The sequence below is a fragment of the Xanthomonas sacchari genome, assembly GCF_040529065.1.
GTDB classification, from domain to species: Bacteria; Pseudomonadota; Gammaproteobacteria; order Xanthomonadales; family Xanthomonadaceae; genus Xanthomonas_A; species Xanthomonas_A sacchari.
On record NZ_CP132343.1, the window covers coordinates 317,711 to 338,010 of the forward strand.

A 20,300-nucleotide genomic window follows, 5' to 3' on the forward strand; every position below is an offset into this window, starting at 1 on the left:
TTGCGGAATGAAACGCTCTAATATCGCCAGATGGATCGCCTCACCGGCATCGTCGCCTTCGTCCGTGCCGCCGAACAGCGCAGTTTCGTCGGCGCCGGCCGCGTGCTCGGCATCTCGGCCTCGGCGGTGGGCAAGAGCGTGGCCGCGCTGGAGCGCGCGCTCGGCGTGCGCCTGCTGCAGCGGACCACCCGGCGCATCGCGTTGACCGCCGAGGGCGCGCTGTTCCTGGAGCATTGCCAGCGCGTGCTGGCCGACCTGCGCGAGGCCGAGGAGGCGCTGGCGCAGACCCGGCAGGCACCGCGCGGGCGGCTGCGGGTCGGCCTGCCGACCATCGGCTATCGCTTCCTGGTGCCGCTGTTGCCCGAATTCCGCCAGCGCTATCCGGACGTGGCGCTGGACCTGGAGTTCGACGACCGCGTGGTCGACCTGCTCGAACACGGCCTGGACGCGGTGATCCGCAGCGGCGTGCAGGCCGACTCGCGGCTGCTGGCGCGGCGGCTGGGGCCGTTTCGCTTCTGCCTGTGCGCGGCGCCGGACTACCTGCGCCGCCGCGGCGTGCCGCAGACCCCGGCGGAGCTGGCCGCGCACGATGGCGTGCTGTTCCGCGTTCCCGACACCGGCAAGCCGCAGGATTGGCCACTGGCCGAACCGGCGCCGCTGCCGCCGGCGGTGCTCACCTGCAACAACATGGAAGCGGTACGCGCCGCGGCGATCGCCGGCCTGGGCATCGCCTGCATGCCGGCGTTCCTGGCGCAGGACGCGTTGGCCGACGGCCGCCTGCAGCCGGTGCTGGACGCGCACATGGCCGACGGCGGCGCGTTCTTCGTGGTGTGGCCGTCGCGCCGGCAACTGTCGCCGAAGCTGCGCGTGTTCGTGGATTTCCTGGCCGAACGGCTGTTCCGCACCGATTGACGCCACGCCGTGTGCCGGGCGGCGCGCGCTGTCGCAGCCGCTGCGCCGCCGCACCGGCTAAAATGCGCGGGTGGATGTCTCTCATTTGCTCGACGATCTGAACCCCGCCCAGCGCGAGGCCGTTTCCGCAGCGCCCGGCCACTACCTGGTCCTGGCCGGCGCCGGCTCCGGCAAGACGCGCGTGCTCACCCATCGCATCGCTTGGTTGCACCAGGTGCATGGCGTGCCGGTGCACGGGATCCTGGCGGTCACCTTCACCAACAAGGCCGCGGGCGAGATGCGCCACCGCGCCGACCTGCAGCTGCGCAACGGCAGCCGCGGCATGTGGATCGGCACCTTCCACGGCCTGGCGCACCGCCTGCTGCGCCTGCACTGGCAGGACGCGAAGCTGCCGGAGAGCTTCCAGGTGCTCGACGCCGACGACCAGCTGCGGCTGGTCAAGCGCGTGGTGCAGCAACTGGAGCTGGACGAGGGCAAGTACCCGCCCAAGCAGATCGTGTGGTGGATCAACCAGCAGAAGGACGAAGGCCGCCGCGCCCAGCACATCCAGCCGGAACCGCGCGACGAGTGGGTCACCACCCTGCGCAACGCCTACGCGCTGTACCAGGAGCGCTGCGACCGCGCCGGCCTGGTCGACTTCGCTGAACTGCTGCTGCGCGCGCACGAATTGTTGCGCGACACCCCGGCGTTGCTGGCGCACTACCGCGCCCGCTTCGGCGAGATCCTGGTCGACGAATTCCAGGACACCAACGCCATCCAGTACGCCTTCGTGCGCGTGCTGGCCGGCGACAGCGGCCACGTGTTCGTGGTCGGCGACGACGACCAGGCGATCTACGGCTGGCGCGGCGCCAAGGTCGAGAACGTGCAGCGCTTCCTCACCGATTTCCCCAGCGCGCAGACCATCCGCCTGGAGCAGAACTACCGTTCCAGCGCCAACATCCTCAACGCCGCCAACGCGGTGATCGCGCACAACCCCGACCGCATCGGCAAGCAGCTGTGGACCGATTCGGGCGATGGCGAGCCGATCGACCTGTACGCCGCCTACAACGAGGTGGACGAGGCGCGCTACGTGGTCGAGCGCGTGCGCCAATGGGTGCGCGACGGCGGCAGCTACAGCGAGGCGGCGGTGCTCTACCGCAGCAACGCGCAGTCGCGCGCGTTCGAAGAGGCGCTGATCGCCGAACAGGTGCCGTACCGGGTCTATGGCGGCATGCGCTTCTTCGAGCGTGCCGAAATCAAGGACACCCTGGCCTATCTGCGCCTGGTCGCCAACCGCGCCGACGATGCGGCGTTCGAGCGTGCGGTCAACACGCCGCCGCGCGGCATCGGCGACCGCACCCTGGACGAAGTGCGGCGTTTGGCGCGCGCACAGTCGCTGTCGCTGTGGGCGGCGGCGCGACAGGCCGCGCAGCAGGGCGGCGACCTGGCCGCGCGTGCGCGCAACGCGCTGGGCCAGTTCCTCGGCCTGATCGAGCAACTGGCCCTGGACGTGGCCGGGCTGCCGCTGCCCGAACAGATCGATCAGGTGCTGGCGCGCTCCACCCTGCGCGAGCACTGGGGCAAGGAGAGCCGCGGCGGGCTGGACTCGGAATCGCGCACCGACAACCTCGACGAACTGGTCTCGGTGGCCTCGCGCTTCGTGCGCGCCGACGGCGACGAGGACGCCGACGAAGGCCGCCAGGCGATGACCGAGCTGGTCGCGTTCCTGGCCTACGCCTCGCTGGAGGCCGGCGAAGGCCAGGCCCAGGCCGGCGAAGAAGGCGTGCAGCTGATGACCCTGCACTCGGCCAAGGGCCTGGAATTCCCGATCGTGTTCCTGGCCGGCATGGAAGACGGCCTGTTCCCCAGTGCGCGTTCGCTGGAAGAGAGCGGGCGCCTGGAGGAAGAGCGGCGCTTGGCCTACGTCGGCATCACCCGCGCCCGCCACAAGCTGGTGCTGAGCTATGCCGAGTCGCGGCGCATCCACGGCCAGGACAACTACAACGTGCCCTCGCGCTTCCTGCGCGAGATCCCGCGCGAACTGCTGCACGAAGTGCGGCCGAAGGTGCAGGTCTCGCGCAGCGCCTCGCTGGGTGCGCCGCGCAGCCTCGGGCACAGCGTGATCGAGGCCCCGGCGATCAAGCTCGGTGCCAACGTGCAGCACCCCAAGTTCGGCGGCGGCGTGGTCATCGACTACGAAGGCAGCGGCGCCCACGCCCGCGTGCAGGTGCAGTTCGACGAGGCCGGCGCCAAGTGGCTGGTGATGGCGTACGCCAATCTGACGGTGTTGTAAGTGGCGGCAGCGGGCGGACCTCGTGCCGCCTCGCGATCAGGGCGTGCGCTTGTGCGCGATGCAGATGCCGTCGCTGCCTGCGTTTTCGGCCTGATTGCACAAGTTCCAGCAGCGCTGCGTCGGCCGTGACCAGGCGCTGGCGATCCGCTCGCATTGGGTGATGGCGTCCTGCAGGTCGCTGGCGGATAGCCACCCGCACTCCATCGTGGGCAATGCCACGTGAGGCTCACTGATGGCAGTGTCACCCACGATCAGGATTGCGCGCTCCCCCTGGTTTTCGCGAAAGAACGTCGCCGCCTGCTGCGCCGATGCGCACTGCAACAGCACTGCGGCGACCTCATTGCGGTAAACGATGATGCGCAGCGCATCCGGGCGGTAGTCCAGGCGCGCCGCACCGCGATCCACGCAGATCTTTGAATTGTCGGCAGGCGATGCGAGCAGATGCCGATCCTGCTGCCGTGTCGTTGCCGAACACGGCATGCCGATCCAGACCCGCGGCGGTTCGCTGCGTGGGGGATGCGATGGTGATCCCGCTGCACCGCAGCCGCCGAGCAGGCTCGTCCAGACGGCCACGGCTGCCATCCTTGGTAGCCCGCGTTCTGATGTGCGCAGGCGACGCGTCACCCTGCGCATGCGTCAGCGCTGCGACGCTGCGATGCGGGTGAAGTAGTTGGTGCGCATCGTCGGCGTGCCGTCCGGTGCGAATGCGGACACGGTCTCGGTCATCGAGCGGCCGTCGGCGGCGACGGTGTAGATGCGGGTCGAGGCCACGCTCCTGTCCTTGGCCAGCATCATCACCAGTACGTTGGGCGCGGGCATCTGCAGGGCGAAGACATCGGCCTCGAAGTTGTTCTTCACCGGCGTGGCGCGGCCATCGAGCGCGGCGACGCCTTCGGCATGCATGGTGCCGCCGCCCTGTTCGGCAATGTCGACCTTGACCGCCCACTTGCCCTTGCCCGCCTCGCTGAAGCGTAGGGTGACGGCCTTGGGCCGATCCTGGGGCGCCCGATCCAGGCGCGCCACGTCAACGGCCCAGTTGCCGAGCAGGGGCGAGGGCGCAACGGGTGCGGCGGATGCTGACAGACACGGCGACAGCAGCGTCGCGAGCGCGACGGCGAACAGCGGTTTCATGCGACCTCCCGGGAATGGTGTGCGGCGATGAGGACAGCCAATGGTGTGCGCTGCGCGCGTTCGCTCGGTCGACCGTGCCGGGGTGCCGAAGAGCGCATCCGTGCGGCGGCATGACCGTCCTGCTCCAGGACGCGTGCGCTGCGACGCTAGCACCGCAGGCGCAGCGCAACAAGTACGGTGGTCACGGGTCTGGATCCACCGCGCACACGGCCTCGTTCAGCCCGCGCCGCGCCGTCGCCGCGCCTCCAGCAGCGCATAGCCGGCACAGGCCAGCAGCAGCGGGCCGAGGTAGTAGAAGGCGCGATAGGCCAGCAATGCCGCCAACAGTTTCGCTTGCGGCGCCTGCGTCCCGAGCAGCGGCAGCACCACCGCTTCCAGCACGCCGATGCCGGCCGGCACGTGGGCGATGGCGGTGGCTACGGCCGCCGCCAGCAGTGCGCCGAGCACCGAGAGGTAGGCCACGCCGGCCGGCATCAGCACGTACAGCAAGGCGCCCATCAGCGCCCAGTTGCCGGTGCCCAGGCCGAGTTGCAGCAGCGCCAGCGGCAACGGCGGCAGGTGCAGCACGTGGCCGCGCACCTGCAGCGTGCGGCCATGCGCGCGCTGGCAGGCGATCAGATACGCCAGCACTGCGGCCAGCATCGCGGCGCCGATCCAGGGCAGTGCCGCGCCGCTCAGCGGCCACTGTGCCGGCATGCGCAGGCGCCCGCTGACCAGCAGCACGCCGGTCAGCAGCAGATAGCCTGCCCAGTTGGTGGCGATGGCGAAGCCGACCACGCGGCTGATCGTCGCCAGGCCCAGCCCTGCGCGTCCGTACAGACGGTAGCGGATCGCGGTGCCGCCGATCAGCGCGCCGACATTCAGGCTGAACGCGTAGGCGATGTCCGCGATCGCCATGACCCGTGGCGTCGGCAGCGCATGCGCGGCGTAGCGTCGCGCGGCCAGATCGTAGCCGGCATACAACAGATAACTGGCCAGGGTCACCCCGGTCGCGGCGGCCAGGGTGCCGGCACCGTAACCGGCGAGGGTGGTGCCGACTTGCGCCCAGTCCACCGTGCGCGCCGAACGTACCAGCAGGATCGCCACCAGGACCAGGAAGGCCAGGTAGGCGATGCGACGCAGCAGGCGCCAGTGCGTGCGGCTCATGGCGCGTGCCGGCGGCGCCGCAGCACCGCGGTGCGCGGCGTGCGCTTGGGCAGTCGGCTGGCCCACTGCGGCACGTTGCGCAGCAGGTGGAACAGCAGCGGCCGCAGCAGCGGTTGCCAGAAGCGCCCGCGCGGCACCTGCGCCGGCACGACTTCGCGGCAGTGCCGTTGCATCAGCCGTTGCAGGCGCCCGTGCAGGTCGCGCGCAAAGGCGGCATCGCGGATCACCAGGTTGGCTTCCAGGTTCAGCGCCAGGCTCAGCGGATCCAGGTTGCTCGATCCCACCGTGCTCCAGTGGCCGTCGATCACCGCGACCTTGCCGTGGAACGGGCGCTCGCAGTATTCGAAGATCTGCACGCCGGCATCGACCAGATGCCGGTACAGCGCGCGTGCGGCGAACAGCGCCAGCGGCGTGTCCGGCTGGCCCTGGAAGATCAGCCTCACCGCCACCCCGCGGCGCGCAGCGGCGCACAGGTCGCGCAGGAAGCCGTAGCCGGGGAAGAAGTAGGCGTTGGCGATCACGATCTCGTGCCGCGCGTTGCGGAATGCCTGCCGGTAGGCGCGCTCGATGCTGCGCGAGCGGCCGGCATTGTCGCGCGGCAGGAAGCACACCTCGGCCGCGCCGGCGGGCGGCACATCGACCTGCTCCTGCGGCACCCACCCCGCACCGGTGCCGTGGGTGGCCAGGGTCCGGCGCACGAACGCGACCATGTCCGCCACTACCGGGCCTTGTACCTCCACTGCGTAGTCCTGTTTCGCCTCCGGGCCGAAATCGGCCAGGTGATCGGCCGACCAGTTGATGCCGCCGATCATGCCGATCCGCCCGTCCACCACCAGCAGCTTGCGGTGCATGCGTCGGAACACGTTCAGGCGCACGCCGAGCAGGCTCGGCTGCTGGTCGAACAGGCGCAGTTCGGCGCCGGCCTCGGTCAGTTCGCGCACGAAACCGGGCGAGAGATCCGGCGAGCCGAACGCATCCACCAGCAGGTGCACGCGCACGCCGCGGCTCGCGGCCGCGACCAGGTGGTCCTTCAACGCCAGGCCGACCTTGTCCTCGAACCAGATGAAGGTCTCCAGCAGCACCTCGTGCCGGGCCGCGTCGATCGCGGCGAAGGCGCGCGGGAAGTACGCATCGCCGTTCTCCAGCAACTGCAGGCGGTGGCCCTGGCGCCAGCGCGTGTCGCGGTCCGCTGCTCGCTTCACAGCACGATCCTGGCATACAGCGGGGCGTGGTCGGACAAGTGCGACCACGGCCGGCCGGTCAACACCCGTGCGGCCTCGATGCGCACGTTGCGCACATAGATGCGGTCCAGCGGCAACAGCGGCCAGCGCGCCGGGAAGCTGCGCGCCACGCGCCCGTGCAGCTGCGCGAAGGCTTCGGTCAGGCCGTGCCGCTGCAGCAGCGGATGCCCGCGCTGGCGCCAGTCGTTGAAGTCGCCGGCGACGATCAGCGGCGCCTGCGCCGGCAGTTCGGCGATCAATGCGCCGAGCAGGCCGATCTGCCGGCGCCGGTGCGCCTCGCGCAGGCCCAGGTGCACGCAGATCGCGTGCACCGTCTCGGCGTGCCCGGGAACCTCCAGTACCGCATGCAGCAGCCCGCGGTGTTCGTGGCCGGCGATGGAGACGTCGCGGTTGACGAAGGAGGCGATCGGGAAGCGCGACAGCAGCGCGTTGCCGTGGTGCCCATGCGGATACACCGCATTGCGGCCGTAGGCGAACTGGGGCCACAGCGTATCGGCAAGGAATTCGTACTGGCTCTGCGCCGGCCAGTCGGCGTGGCGGCCGGCATGCAGCTGGTGTTCGCCCAGCACTTCCTGCAGGAACACCAGGTCCGCGGGCAGGGCGCGGATCGCCGCGCGCAGTTCCGGCAGCATGAAGCGCCGCTTCAGCACGCTGAAGCCCATGTGCGCATTGATGGTCAGCAACTCGATCGCAGGCATGCCGGGGCAGGACGGACGTTACGCCTGCCATTGTCGTCAGCGTCCGCGTGCGGCGCGTGACGGTGTCGCGTCGCGCATTTGCCGCCGCTGCATTGCCGGCAGCGGCGGCGGTGTCGGCTCAGCGCCGTGCGGCGATGATCTTGCTCAGGTAGTCCGGCGTGCCCTCGACCCGCACCAGATGCGGATACTGCAGGCCGTCGTGGTAGTTCACCGGCACGTCGCGCACGCCGCCCTGGTACTTGAGCGTCAGCACGATCGGCGCGCTGCCGCCCTTGGCGTCGGCGATGGCCTGCTTGAGCGTGTCGCGCGAGTAGTCCTGGCCGTTGACCGCCAGCACCGTGGCGCCGCTGCTGACCCCGGCCTTGAACGCCGGGCCGTCCCACAGCACGTCGTTGATGCTGGCGTCGTCGTTCATCACCAGGCCGATCGACCAGGCGAAGTTGTAGCGGTGCCGCGCCGACTGGTGGCGGCCGTCGTACTGCTTCTCGAATGCGCTGGGCTGGTCGGTGTACACCAGCTTCCAGCCGCTGGCCTGCAGGCCTTCCAGCAGCGGCGGATCCACCTGGTAGACGCGGCGGTTGATGTAATCGGCCCAGTCGTAGTGGACCACGCCGTCGAGCGCGGCGACGACGTCGTCGAAGGTGTAGGTCTTGACCGCGAAACTGCCGTCGTCGATGCCGAAGAACGCCTTGGCCACGTCGTCCAGCGACTTGCGCCCGCCGCTCATCGCGCGCAGCTTGGCGTCCACCGCCAGCCACACCATCTGTCCGCCGCTGTAGTAGTCCTCGCTCATCTGCCAGCTGCGGTAGGGCAGCGGGGACCGGTGCGCGGCGGTGGGGTCGTTGGTGGTGTCCTCCAGCGAGCGCCAGCGGAAGCCGGCGCGGTTGCGGTCGTAGTTGGCCGCGGTCATCGCCAACGCATCGCGGAACTGTTGCGGCGTCCACATCCCGGCGCGCGCGGTCAGCACATAACCCCAGTACTGGGTCTGGCCTTCGTAGACCCATAGCAGCGAGTCGCCCATCGGCACGTTGAAGGTCGGCGTCCACAGGTCGGCCGGGCGCCGGAACTTGCCGTTCCACGAGTGCGTGTACTCGTGCGCCAGCAGGTCGCGGTCCGGCGCGTTCTCGTCCCAGGCGCTGAAGTAGTCGGCAGCCAGTCCGTTCTCGCTGGACTGGTGGTGCTCCAGGCCGTTGCCGCCCAGCACGTCCGACAGCGAGAACAGGAAGTCGTAATGCGCGTAGTGGTGCGAGCCGAACAGCTTGATCGCCTGCACCGGCAGGTTGCGGTGCGCCTGCAGCTGCTCGGCGCTGATGTCCAGGAACCGCGGCGCGTCGGCGACCACGTCCAGATGCACCGGCGCGCCGCCGGCCGGGGTCAGGTCCACGCGCTTGAAGTAGCGCCCGGCGTAGATCGGCGAGTCGACCAGGGTGGTGAAGTCCACCGGCTTGAAGGTGGTGGTGGCGCCGTTGCGGCTGGCGGTCTCCAGCGCGGTGCCGAATTCCCAGCCGGCCGGCAGGGTCACGCTCGGCGCCACGGTGATGCCGCGGGTGTCGTGGCCGGCCGGGTACAGCGCCACCTTGTTCCACTCCAGCTGCAGCATCCTGTCGGTCATCTCGAAACCGTCGTCGCGCGGCGACAGGTACTGGAAGCTGGCGTCGATCGCGCTCACGCCCTGCGGCACGTCGACGTGGAAGCTGTACACGTCGAAGGTGTCGCGGCGCCACGGCAGCGGCTTGCCGTTGGCGGTGAGGGTGAGGCCGGCCAGCATCGCCACCGGCCCGCTCGGCGAATGGTCGCCGGGGATCCACTGCGGGTACTGCAGGGTCAGCCGCCCGGCGCTGACCGGGATGGTCTCGTGCACGCGGTAGATGCCTTGGCGCACGTCGCCGGCGTCCACCTGCAGGGTCAGCGTGCCGGGATAGGGCGTGTCCTGCGGTGCCGGCACGTCGGGCGTGCGCACCACCTGCGCCTGCGCAGCGCCGGCGAGCGCAAGACCGATGCCGAGGACCAGCGCCCGGCGGGCGCGACGGGAGACGGGAAAAGCGGTGGCGGACATGCGCGGCTCCGGGAGCGGGATGGGATGCGAAGCGCGGAACGTTAGCACCTGCCGCCGTCGCCGGCGCACTTGCCCGGCCCGGTCACGCAGGTGCCAGGCAATGCCGTTCATCCCGGTGCCACGGCTCCCGGGCTGTGATCCCGGGAAGACCGCGCGACAGCGGTATCCCTCGAGCGCCTGGCGACAGCGTTGGTCGTCCGGCTCTGTCCCACTGTGGACGGCCACCAAGTGCGCAACCCCTGGACTCCGGTTGCATCGCAGCTTCGGTATTGCAGCCGGAGAGCGTGCCGCCTCAGTCCTTCAGCGCCCCGTCGCTCGGATCGCTGGCGGCATAGGTCGAGGTCGGCAACTCCGCATCATGCGGATGCCGCAACGCCTCCCGCAGCGGCGCCGGCAGGTGCTCGACCGCCAGGATCACCTTGCCGAAGTGCACGTCGCGCACCGCGCTCGCCGGCACCACGAAGTCGCCGCCGTTCTCGATATTGACGACGAACGTGGCGCCGCCGTCGCGCACCTCGCGTACCGCACCCACACCGACCTCGCCATCGGCGACGAACACCATCTGACCTGCTTCCACACGTTCGGACATCGCGCACCGCCTTTGTCTGGGAGAGAGTCCACGCGGGCTGGAATGCGCCGGCACGGGCGTTCGATGATCGGACGCGTAGGCGTTGCTGGAGGGTGAATGCGGCGTGGTCTGTGGGTCACGACGTGGCCGTGGCTGCGGCCTGCGCGTTGCCGCCAGGGACACGCGCTGTGACGCAGCGCGATGCGATCATTCCCGTTCGACCACTGCCTGGGAGGGCAAGGATGCGAAGCGAAAAAGAGAAGATGCTGGCCGGCGAGGCGTATCGCCCCAACGACGCGCAACTGCAGGCCGAGCAGGACGCGGCCAGCGCCTGGATGCGGCGCTACAACGCGGCGCTGGCCGAACCGCCGGCACGGCGGCACGCATTGCTGGTCGAAGGACTGGGTTCGGTGGGACGCGGCGCGGTGGTGCGGCCGCCGTTCCATTGCGACTACGGCTACAACATCCACCTCGGCGAGGACGTGTTCCTCAACTTCAACTGCGTGATCCTCGACGTGGCGCCGGTGCATATCGGCGCCGGCACCCAGATCGGGCCGGCGGTGCAGCTATACGCCGCCGATCATCCGCGCGAGGCCGCGCAGCGCGCCGAGGGGCTGGAGCTGGGGCGGCCGGTCATGATCGGGCGCAATGTCTGGATCGGCGGTGGCGCGATCGTGCTGCCGGGCGTGACCATCGGCGACGACGCGGTGATCGGCGCCGGCAGCGTGGTCACCCGCGACGTGCCGGCCGGCGCGCGCGTGGCCGGCAATCCGGCACGCCCGCTGAAGCCGCACAGCGACTGAATTTGATCCGGGTCAAGGCGGGCGCTGCGCAGCGGGTGTGCAATGCTTTCCTGGCCGCCACGCGCGGCGTTACCGGAGCACCGCCATGTACCAGCGCATCCTGATCGCCATCGATGGTTCCGAGTTGTCCGCCAAGGGCCTGCAACAGGGCCTGGCGCTGGCCGCCGCGCTCGGCGCGGAGGTGGATATCGTCACCGTGTCCGAGCCGTGGGCGATGGGCATGTACGACGCGATGGGCTGGAGCGTGGGCTACGAGGCCAGCCCCGAATACCGCCAGGACCGCGAAGCCGGCGCGCAGAAGATCCTGGCGCCGGCGCTGGCCGCCGCCGAAGCGACCGGGGTGACCGCGCACGCCCGTCACGTGCTCGACCGCTATGCCGCCGAGGGCATCATCGACATGGCCGTGGCCTGCAACAGCGAGCTGATCGTGATGACCTCGCACGGCCGCCGCGGCATGAGCCGGGTGCTGCTCGGCAGCCAGACCGCGGAAGTGCTCGCCAACAGCCAGGTGCCGGTGCTGGTGATCCGTTGAGGTGCGGGCGCGCCGCGTCGATGTCGGCGCGGTGCCGAAGTCGGCGCGGTGCCGAAACCGCTTGAGGCCGGCATTTGGCATCCGGCCGCTGGCGGCAGCGACTTATGGCTTTGCCGATACGTTTCGGCCTGTCACGCGCCTGCGCCGAGAGGCGACGCCGCGACACGGGGCTGGCGCCCGATACGCACGTGCATCCGTCCGTCTGGCAGATCGGGAAGATGCGCTCACCCTCACGCGCGCCGCCGTTTGGCGCGCGCCGGGCGCGACATCACCAGCTGTACAGCTTCCAGTACACAGGCGACACATTGTCCTTGCTGCCGTCCACTTCCATGTGGCCGTCGCCGTTGCGGTCGTACAGGTAGTAGGCCGGGCCGCGCGCCGGGGTCACCTTGACCATGCGCAGTTGCCCGCCCACGCGGTATTCGTCGACGGTGTCCCCGTTGTCCATCTTGCGCTGGGTCGTTTCCGCGCCGCGCACGTCCATCGGCGCGCCGTCCGAGCCCAGGCCGGTCGAGGCGCAGCCCGCCAGCAGCAACAGCGGAACGAGGATCAGGGCTTTCATTGCGGTGTACTCCACAGGCAGGACATGCGCAGAGTATGCGCCGAGTGTCTGCGTGCGGTGTGCGAATGGTGACCGTACCCTCACCCCAACCCCTCTCCCGGTGGGAGAGGGGCTTTGGCGTTTCCTTCTCCCGTCGGGACCACGGCCCCCTTTTGGGGGGAAGGTGCCCCGCAGGGGCGGATGAGGGTACGGGCGCAGCCTCGTGGACCAAGTCAGCGCGTCGCTTCGCGCCGGACCCTCACCCCAACCCCTCTCCCGGGGGGAGAGGGGCTTTGGCGTTTCCCTTCTCCCATTGGGAGAAGGTGCCCCGCAGGGGCGGATGAGGGTACGGGCGCAGCCTCGTGGATCAAATCAGCGAGACGCTTCGCGTCGCACCCTCACCCCAACCCCCTCTCCCGACGGGAGAGGGGCTACACGCAGCAGCGTAGAATTGGCCGATGAGCCGATTAGTCCTGATCGACGGGTCCAGTTACCTGTATCGCGCGTTTCACGCGCTTCCGCCGCTGACCAATGCCGCCGGCGAGCCCACCGGCGCGCTGTTCGGCGTGGTCAACATGTTGCGCGCCACCCTGAAGGAGCGCCCCGAGTACGTCGCCTTCGTGGTCGACGCGCCGGGCAAGACCTTCCGCGACGACCTGTACCCGCAGTACAAGGCCAACCGTCCGCCGATGCCCGACGAGCTGCGCGCGCAGGTCGAGCCGATGTGCCAGATCGTGCATGCGCTGGGCATCACCATCCTGCGCGAGGACGGGGTCGAGGCGGACGATGTGATCGGTACCCTGGCCTTGCAGGGCGCCGGCGACGGCCTGGACGTCACCATCTCCACCGGCGACAAGGATTTCGCCCAGCTGGTGCGCCCCGGCGTGCAGCTGGTCAACACCATGAGCGGCAGCCGCATGGACTCGGATGCGGCGGTGATGGAGAAGTTCGGGGTCTGGCCGCACCAGATCGTCGACCTGCTGGCGCTGATGGGCGACGCCATCGACAACGTGCCCGGGGTGGAGAAGTGCGGGCCCAAGACCGCGGCCAAGTGGCTGGCCGAGTACGGCTCGCTGGACGGGGTGATCGCGCATGCCGACTCCATCAAGGGCAAGATCGGCGACAACCTGCGCGCCGCGCTGGAGCGGCTGCCGCTGAACCGTGAACTGGTCACCATCAAGACCGACGTGGCGCTGCCCGGCGGCCCGCGCACCCTGGGCCTGCGCGAACAGGAGCCGGAGCAGTTGCGCGGCCTGTACCAGCGCTACGGCTTCACCCAGGCGCTGCGCGACCTGGACGGCGGTGTGGCCGCGCCGGAGGCCGCCAGCGAGGCCACGCCGAGCCTGCGCGGCACCGCTGCCGGCTATGCACGCGGCGCCGCGCCGGCCGATGCCGCTGCGCTGGATCCGGCGCTGGCCGCCAAGGGCGACTACACCGCAGTGAGCACACCCGAACAGTTCGAGGAACTGCTCGTGCGCCTGCGCGCCGCCGACGGCTTCGCCTTCGACACCGAAACCGATGCGTTGGACGCCATGCGCGCCAACCTGGTCGGGCTCAGCTTCGCTACCGAGCCGGGCCGCGCCGACTACCTGCCGCTGGGTCACGACTATCCTGGCGCGCCGGTGCAACTGGACCGCGCGCTGGCGCTGGAGATGCTCAAGCCACTGCTGGAGGACCCGGCCAAGGCCAAGGTCGGCCAGCACGGCAAGTACGACCTGCACGTGCTGCGCCGCCACGGCGTGGACGTGCAGGGCTATGCCGACGACACCATGCTGGAGAGCTTCGTGCTCAATTCCACCGCCAGCCGCCACGACATGGACTCGCTGGCCCGGCGCTACCTGGGCTACGACACGGTCAAGTACGAGGACGTGGCGGGCAAGGGCGCCAAGCAGATCGCCTTCTCGCAGGTGGCCATCGACGACGCCACCCGCTACGCCGCCGAGGATGCCGACATCACCCTGCGCCTGCACCGCACCCTGTCGGCGCAGTTGGAGGCCGAGCCGGCGCTGGCGCGCGTCTACCGCGAGATCGAGATGCCGCTGGTGCCGGTGCTGGCGCGCATCGAGGCCAATGGCGTGTGCGTGGACATCGCCGAGCTGCGCAAGCAGAGCCAGGTGCTGAGCCAGCGCATGCTGGCCGCGCAGCAGAAGGCCACCGAGCTGGCCGGGCGCAGCTTCAACATGGACTCGCCCAAGCAGTTGCAGGCGGTGCTGTTCGACGAACTCAAGCTGCCTGCGGTGCTGAAGACCCCCAAGGGCCAGCCCAGCACCAACGAGGAGGCGCTGGAGGCGATCGCCGACCAGCACGAGCTGCCGCGGGTGATCCTGGAATACCGTGGCCTGGCCAAGCTGCGCAGCACCTACACCGACAAGCTGCCGGAGATGGTCAACCCCGCCACCGGCCGCGTGCACACCAGCTACCACCAGGCCGGCGCCGCCACCGGGCGGCTGTCCTCCTCCGATCCCAACCTGCAGAACATCCCGATCCGCACCGACGACGGCCGCCGCATCCGCCGCGCCTTCGTCGCCCCGCCGGGGCGCAAGCTGATCGCCTGCGACTATTCGCAGATCGAGCTGCGGATCATGGCCCACCTGTCCGAGGACCCCGGCCTGCTGCGCGCCTTCGGCAGTGGTGTGGACGTGCACCGCGCCACCGCCGCCGAGGTGTTCGGGCGCAAGTTGGAAGAGGTCACCGGCAACGAGCGTCGCGCCGCCAAGGCGATCAACTTCGGCCTGATGTACGGCATGAGCGCGTTCGGCCTGGCCCGCAACCTGGGCATCGGCCGCGGCGAGGCGCAGGACTACGTGGCGCTGTATTTCAGCCGCTACCCGGGCGTGCGCGACTTCATGGAGCGCATGCGCGAGCAGGCGCGCACCCAGGGCTACGTGGAGACCCTGTTCGGCCGCCGCCTGTACCTGAACGACATCAACGCCCGCCAGCAGGGCCTGCGTGCCGGCGCCGAGCGTGCCGCGATCAACGCGCCGATGCAGGGCACCGCCGCCGACATCATCAAGCGCGCCATGGTCGGCGTGGACGCCTGGCTGCAGGACCACCGCGACCGCGCGTTGATGATCCTGCAGGTGCATGACGAACTGGTGTTCGAGGCCGATGCCGACTTCGTCGATACCTTGCTGCCGGAAGTGACCGGGCGGATGTCCGCCGCGGCGGAGCTGAAGGTGCCGCTGGTGGTGGACAGCGGCGTGGGCGACAACTGGGACGAGGCGCATTGAGCGCCTCGGTCCTGGACATGGATCCAGGACCCGGCATGACGTTGCGGTGCCTTGCGTAGACAGCGCGCGTGCCGGCTCGCGGAAAATCGAATCGGGTTTTCGGACGGATTATCCCGCCAGTGATTTTCGCTTTCCCATTCGCGCTGCTTTTTTGACCCGAGGCGCGCTGAAGCGCCTGGAATTCCAACTGGCGTCACACCTTGCGGCGCGCGGCGCTGCAGCGGTTGAACGGAATTTTGACGCTGTTTATTTCGGACGGATTTTGCGAATGAATCCGTCCTTAATCTGACAAATTTTTAACTTAAATCTTCACGAACGAGCAAGGTGGGAAATGTTCTTATATCCCTCGACAGGCGCAATACCTGTCGCGGATCTCCTCCCATCCCCTGGAGCAGATCCAGGAACGGCGACTCCTCCCCAAGTCTCCGTTCCCTGGCCCCGCCGACCTCCCCCTGGTCCGCGGGGCTTTTTTATGCCCGAAGGATTTACGGCGCCGCATTCCCCGGCGTCTGCTGCCGCGTTCAGCGGCGTGCGTCGGTCGGCTGCTGCAATTGATAGAGCGCGTCGTCCAGGGTGTCCATCTGCGCGGTCAGCGTGGCGCGGGCATCGTGCAGGCCGCGGTTGTAATAGTGCGGGCCGATGCGCTCGGCGACGAAGTCGAGCAGGAATTCGGCCTCGAACGCGCCGACCTGCTGCTGCAGCTCGGTGCGCAGGTAGGCCTGCAACTGTTCGGCGATGGCGCGCTTGTCCTCACGGCCCAGCACCGCGGTGCGCGCCGGCGCGCTCACGCCAGCCACTCGCGCGGCACCAGGTATTCGGCCAGGCGCGCCTCTGGGCTGCCCGGTTCAGGCTGGAAGCCGTATTCCCAGCGCACCCGCGGCGGCAGGCTCATCAGGATGCTCTCGCTGCGCCCGCCGCTCTGCAGGCCGAACAGGGTGCCGCGGTCGTAGACCAGGTTGAACTCGACGTAGCGGCCGCGCCGGTACAGCTGGAACTCGCGCTCGCGCTCGCCCCAGGGCTGGCTGCGGCGGCGTTCCACGATCGGCAGGTAGGCGTCGAGGAAGCCGTCGCCGATCGCGCGCTGGTAGGCGAAGTCGCGCTCGAAATCGGCATGCAGGTCGTCGAAGAACAGGCCGCCGACGCCGCGGGTCTCGTTGCGGTGCTTGAGGAAGAAGTACTCGTCGCACCAGCGCTTGTGCGCCGGATAGCGGTCCTCGCCGAACGGCGCGCACAGGTCGTGCGCGGTCTGGTGCCAGTGGCGGGCGTCCTCGTCGAACGGGTAGTACGGGGTCAGGTCGAAGCCGCCGCCGAACCACCAGGCCACGGTGGCGCCATCGCGCTGTGCCTCGAAGTAGCGCACGTTGGCATGGGTGGTGGGGATGTAGGGGCTGAGGGGGTGGAACACGAGCGACACCCCGACCGCGCGCCAGGAGGCGCCGGCCAGTTCCGGGCGGTTGGCGCTGGCCGAGGGCGGCAGGCGGGTGCCGGCGACGTCGGAGAAGCCGATGCCGGCCTGCTCGAACACCGCGCCGTCGCGCAGGATGCGGGTGCGGCCGCCGCCGCCCTCCGCGCGCTGCCACAGGTCTTCGGCGAAACGGGCCTGGCCGTCGGTGGCCTCGATCGCCGCGCAGATGCGGTCCTGCAGGCCGGTGAGATAGTCGCGGACACGGTCGAAGGTATGCATGCCGCCATTCTAGAAGCTCGCTGTGTCAGCCGTCTGCGGCGAACCGCACGGACGAGGCGGTCAGCGGCGGAACTCGGCGCGGATCGCGGGGCGGCACAGCTGGTAGACCAGCCAGCCGTGCAGGCCGGCGAAGACCAGGGCGGTCAGCGCGCCGCTGACCATGAGCGTGATCCGGCCCAGCGCCAGGTCGTGCTGGAGCTGTTGCGGGTCGACGCCCTGCAGCAGGGTCCACGCATGCAGCAGGTCGAACAGTTGCCACAGCAGCGGCAGCGCCGCGAAGTTGGCCGCGGCGGTGATCACCAGGAACACGATGAACGCCCGCCGCGCCCAGTCGCGCCGCTGCAGCAGCGCCCACGCCGCCGCGCACAGCGCCGCGGACAGCAGCGCGGTCAGCCAGGACAGCGCCAGCGCATGGGTCACGCACCACTGCAGCAGCGGCGGCAATGGCAGGCCGGCCTCGCGCAGCGCGCCCTCGATCGCCCCGTCCGGCAATGCCAGCAGCAGTAGCGCCTGGCCAATCCCGTACAGCAGCGACAGCACCCCCAGCAGCAGCGTGAGCTTGGCCATCGCGTCGATGGTCTGGTTGCGGGCGGCGGGCAGGGGCGGGGGCAACATCGGCGGTCCTTCGGGGCGGGGCGGCGCTGGCGGCAGTCCGGCAAGGATAGGGATGGCGGACCCGGGCGCAAGCCGGTTGGGCGCGCGATGGTGTCCCCTGCGCATGTGCCGGGCGCTTGGCCGACGGCAAGGTCGTCCCGTTGCCGTCAGCCGGGGCTGCCAAAAAGCGCCGGGGCGCAGGGCGTGCCGGGTCCGGCGGCTGTGGGCGCTTGCGTAGGAGCGGCTTCAGCCGCGACGGGGCGTTGCCGGTAACGCCCCCCGTCGCGGCTGAAGCCGCTCCTACGCGATGGCGTGATGCGTGGCCGGTGCAGGCGGTTGGCGGTGTCCTGCGGGCACCGCGCTGGGGGTTCCCCGGCGCCTGCCGCACGTCGACGGCAGGCGCCTCGGTATGCGACCGGCTCAGCGCAGCTCGCGCTCGAACAGCTTGAGGATGCGCTTGTACTCGTCCAGCCAGGAATCGGCGCGGGTGAAGCCGTGCTTCTCCAGCGGGTACGGCGCGATCTCCCAGTTGTCCTTGTGCAGCTCGATCAGCTTCTGGGTCATGTCGACCGAGTCCTTGAAGAACACGTTGTCGTCGACCATGCCGTGGGCGATCAGCAGGTGGTCGCGCAGCCCGCCGGCGTATTCGATCGGCGAGGAGGTGCGGTAGGCCTCCGGGTCCAGGTCTGGTGTGTTGAGGATGTTGGAGGTGTACTCGTGGTTGTACTGGCTCCAGTCGGCCACCGGGCGCAGTGCGGCGCCGGCCTTGAACGTGCCGGGGCTGCGGAACAGCGCCATGTAGGTCATGAAGCCGCCGTAGGAGCCGCCGTAGATGCCGGCGCGGCTGCGGTCGCCCTGCTTGCTGTCGACCAGCCAGTCCAGGCCGTCCAGATAGTCCTCCAGCTCCGGATGGCCCATGTCGCGATAGATCGCGGTGCGCCAGTCGCGGCCGTAGCCGGCGCTGGCGCGGTAGTCCAGGTCCAGCACGATGTAGCCCTTCTGCACCAGCAGGTTGTGGAACATCTGCTCGCGGAAGTAAGGCGTGTAGCGCGCCGACACGTTCTGCAGGTAGCCGGCGCCATGCACGAACATCACCACCGGGTAGCGCTTGCCGGGCTCGGGCTGCGCCGGACCGTAGTACTTGCCCCAGACGGTGCCGGCGCCGTGCCTGGACGGCACCTGCACGAACTGCGGCTGCACCCACGGGCGCGCCTTGAACGCGGCGCTGCGGGTGTCGGTGAGCACGCGCGCGTTGCCGCCGGCGGCCGGCAGCACCGCCAGTTGCGGCGGCAGGTAGGGGCCGGAGTAGTGCACCAGCAACTGCTGGCCGTCCGGCGACAGCGCGAAGTCCTCCACGCCGTCCAGCGCGGTCAGCTCGGCGACGCTGTCGTTACGCAGGTCGAGCTTGCACACCTCGTAGTCGCCCGGCCACTTGCGGTTGCACAGGAACAGGAAGCCCTGGCCGTCGGCGCTGACCATCGGCGCCGACACTTCCCACTTGCCGGAAGTGCGCTGGCGCGGCTTCTCGTTGCCGCGCTGGGTGTACAGGTGCGAATAGCCGGACTGCTCGGACAGCAGCCACAGGGTCTGGTTGTCCGGCATCCAGCCGAAATCGTTGAAGCTCCAGTTGATCCAGGCCGGGTCGGTCAGGCGGTGGCGCGGCTGCAGCACGGCCTTGTCCAGGTCGACGCTGGCGATCCAGCGGTCCTTGTTGTCCACCGCACGCAGCAGCACGGCGACGTTGCGGCCGTCCTCGCTCCAGTGCATCGAGGCGCCGCTGCCGTCGCCGTCGGTCTCCACGCGCACCGCGCGCGGGCCCTGCAGCGGCTCCTGCTTGGCCGCCTTGCGCAGCGCCGCCAGCGGATCGGTGCCGATGCCGGGCAGCACCGACAGGTCGAGCTTTCGCGCGCTTCCGGCCACCGCATCGACCAGCCACAGGGTCTGCGCCACCGGCGAATTGCGGCCGACCAGGGTGCGTGCTTCCTGGAACTCGGCGTAGCCGGACTCGGTCACGTACTTGGGCATCTTGCTGTCGCGGCCTTCCTCGGCGCCCTTGGCGTGGGTGACCACCAGCAGGTGGCGGCCGTCCGGCGACAGCGCGCTGTCGTCGACCAACACGTCGTCGCCCAGGTACACCGGTGCCGGCGCGCGGCTGCTGTCGGCGCGGCGCCAGGCCTGCTCCTGCTGGCGCAGCAGCTCGCGCTGCGCGCGGTCGCGGGCCAGGGTTTCCAGGGTACGCAGCTGCTGCTCGCGCAGCACGTCGGGCTTGGGCGCGGCATCGGGATCGCGCTCGGCCTTGAGCACCGCGGCCTGCTGCACGCCGCCGCCCGGGCTCCAGCGGTACCAGTCGTTGCCGACCCGCCACAGCGCGCCGCCATCGGTGGTGAACTGCGGGCGCGCGGCGGCCTGGTTGCTGCGGGTCAGCTGGGTCAGCGCGCCGCTGCGCAGGTCGCGCAGGAACACGTCGCCGTTGCGCACGAATAGCATGCGCTGGCGGCGCGCGTCGTAGACCGGGTTGGCCGCGTCCAGGGTGCTGCGCTGGGCGTCCTCGACCCGCTGCGCGGCGCCGCCGTCGACGCCCTGGCGGTAGGTGTCGCGCACCGGGCTGCCGGTGCGCTTGAGCTGGTACTGCACCTGGCGCCCGTCCCAGGCCCACCAGGCATCCTCGACCGGCGGCCCGATCCAGTCCGGATCGGCCATGGCCTGCTCGATGGTCAGCGGGGCGGCGGCCTCCTGGGCCGCGGCCAGCGGCGGCAGGCAGGACAGGGACAGCAACACAACAGCGCTCAGGGCGAGACGACGCATCTGGAATTCCGGGCGAACGGCAAACCGCAAGCGTAGCAGCCGCCGGGGTGGTGCGATTGCGCCGTTGGTCATGGGCGCCACCGGGAG

17 protein-coding genes are annotated in these 20,300 nt (G+C 69.9%); 5 read left to right on the plus strand and 12 right to left on the minus strand.

The genetic code is table 11. The features are described from left to right. Positions 1 to 30 precede the first annotated feature (30 nt). Positions 31 to 912 carry a LysR substrate-binding domain-containing protein gene (locus RAB71_RS01325; protein WP_010342729.1) on the plus strand — a complete coding sequence of 294 codons (882 nt, stop codon included), beginning with the start codon at positions 31 to 33 and terminating at the stop codon, positions 910 to 912. 70 nt (positions 913 to 982) lie between these two features. Continuing rightward, positions 983 to 3,184 (plus strand): DNA helicase II, encoded by a 2,202-nt coding sequence (uvrD, locus tag RAB71_RS01330; protein WP_010342728.1) that lies wholly within the window; start codon positions 983 to 985, stop codon positions 3,182 to 3,184. 36 nt (positions 3,185 to 3,220) lie between these two features. On the opposite strand, the gene RAB71_RS01335 is transcribed toward uvrD, so the two are convergent. From RAB71_RS01335 to RAB71_RS01365, 7 genes are all read right to left on the minus strand, one after another. Beyond that, entirely contained in the window at positions 3,221 to 3,757 is a 537-nt protein-coding gene (locus RAB71_RS01335) for a hypothetical protein (protein WP_138985748.1), read from the minus strand. Positions 3,758 to 3,820: 63 nt separating this feature from the next. Continuing rightward, complete coding sequence (locus RAB71_RS01340; RefSeq protein WP_010342726.1) at positions 3,821 to 4,315, minus strand: hypothetical protein; 495 nt, start codon at positions 4,313 to 4,315, stop codon at positions 3,821 to 3,823. 216 nt (positions 4,316 to 4,531) lie between these two features. Further along, positions 4,532 to 5,461 carry a hypothetical protein gene (locus RAB71_RS01345; RefSeq protein WP_040901838.1) on the minus strand — a complete coding sequence of 310 codons (930 nt, stop codon included), beginning with the start codon at positions 5,459 to 5,461 and terminating at the stop codon, positions 4,532 to 4,534. Next, positions 5,458 to 6,663: a cardiolipin synthase ClsB gene (gene clsB / locus RAB71_RS01350; RefSeq protein ID WP_010342724.1), complete on the minus strand. Its 1,206-nt coding sequence runs from the start codon at positions 6,661 to 6,663 to the stop codon at positions 5,458 to 5,460. Before clsB ends, RAB71_RS01345 begins: the two co-directional genes overlap by 4 nt. After that, positions 6,660 to 7,400, minus strand: coding sequence for an endonuclease/exonuclease/phosphatase family protein (locus RAB71_RS01355; RefSeq protein ID WP_010342722.1), 741 nt, complete (start codon positions 7,398 to 7,400; stop codon positions 6,660 to 6,662). Before RAB71_RS01355 ends, clsB begins: the two co-directional genes overlap by 4 nt. 118 nt (positions 7,401 to 7,518) lie before the next feature. After that, complete coding sequence (locus RAB71_RS01360; protein ID WP_010342721.1) at positions 7,519 to 9,456, minus strand: M61 family metallopeptidase; 1,938 nt, start codon at positions 9,454 to 9,456, stop codon at positions 7,519 to 7,521. Positions 9,457 to 9,748: 292 nt separating this feature from the next. Next, complete coding sequence (locus RAB71_RS01365; protein ID WP_175300598.1) at positions 9,749 to 10,045, minus strand: hypothetical protein; 297 nt, start codon at positions 10,043 to 10,045, stop codon at positions 9,749 to 9,751. 221 nt (positions 10,046 to 10,266) lie between these two features. Between RAB71_RS01365 and RAB71_RS01370 the strand changes: the two genes are divergently transcribed. Both RAB71_RS01370 and RAB71_RS01375 read left to right on the plus strand, forming a co-directional pair. Continuing rightward, positions 10,267 to 10,827: a sugar O-acetyltransferase gene (locus RAB71_RS01370; protein WP_029562053.1), complete on the plus strand. Its 561-nt coding sequence runs from the start codon at positions 10,267 to 10,269 to the stop codon at positions 10,825 to 10,827. Positions 10,828 to 10,912: 85 nt separating this feature from the next. Then, a complete protein-coding gene (locus RAB71_RS01375) occupies positions 10,913 to 11,359 on the plus strand; it encodes a universal stress protein (protein WP_010342718.1) in 447 nt (148 codons plus the stop codon). Between the two features lie 268 nt (positions 11,360 to 11,627). On the opposite strand, the gene RAB71_RS01380 is transcribed toward RAB71_RS01375, so the two are convergent. Next, positions 11,628 to 11,921: a DUF2782 domain-containing protein gene (locus tag RAB71_RS01380; RefSeq protein WP_010342717.1), complete on the minus strand. Its 294-nt coding sequence runs from the start codon at positions 11,919 to 11,921 to the stop codon at positions 11,628 to 11,630. Positions 11,922 to 12,358: 437 nt separating this feature from the next. Between RAB71_RS01380 and polA the strand changes: the two genes are divergently transcribed. Beyond that, positions 12,359 to 15,130 carry a DNA polymerase I gene (gene polA / locus RAB71_RS01385; protein WP_010342716.1) on the plus strand — a complete coding sequence of 924 codons (2,772 nt, stop codon included), beginning with the start codon at positions 12,359 to 12,361 and terminating at the stop codon, positions 15,128 to 15,130. A gap of 521 nt (positions 15,131 to 15,651) precedes the next feature. Here the strand turns inward: polA and RAB71_RS01390 are convergent. The 4 genes from RAB71_RS01390 to RAB71_RS01405 form a co-directional block, all read right to left on the minus strand. Next, on the minus strand, positions 15,652 to 15,918 hold the full coding sequence (locus RAB71_RS01390) for a DUF2164 domain-containing protein (protein ID WP_010342715.1): 267 nt from the start codon (positions 15,916 to 15,918) through the stop codon (positions 15,652 to 15,654). Beyond that, entirely contained in the window at positions 15,915 to 16,814 is a 900-nt protein-coding gene (hemF, locus tag RAB71_RS01395; protein ID WP_010342714.1) for an oxygen-dependent coproporphyrinogen oxidase, read from the minus strand. The genes RAB71_RS01390 and hemF overlap by 4 nt, the downstream gene beginning before the upstream one ends. 60 nt (positions 16,815 to 16,874) lie before the next feature. Continuing rightward, entirely contained in the window at positions 16,875 to 17,429 is a 555-nt protein-coding gene (locus RAB71_RS01400; RefSeq protein ID WP_010342713.1) for a hypothetical protein, read from the minus strand. A gap of 399 nt (positions 17,430 to 17,828) precedes the next feature. After that, positions 17,829 to 20,213: a S9 family peptidase gene (locus RAB71_RS01405; RefSeq protein WP_029562052.1), complete on the minus strand. Its 2,385-nt coding sequence runs from the start codon at positions 20,211 to 20,213 to the stop codon at positions 17,829 to 17,831. Positions 20,214 to 20,300: the final 87 nt, after the last annotated feature.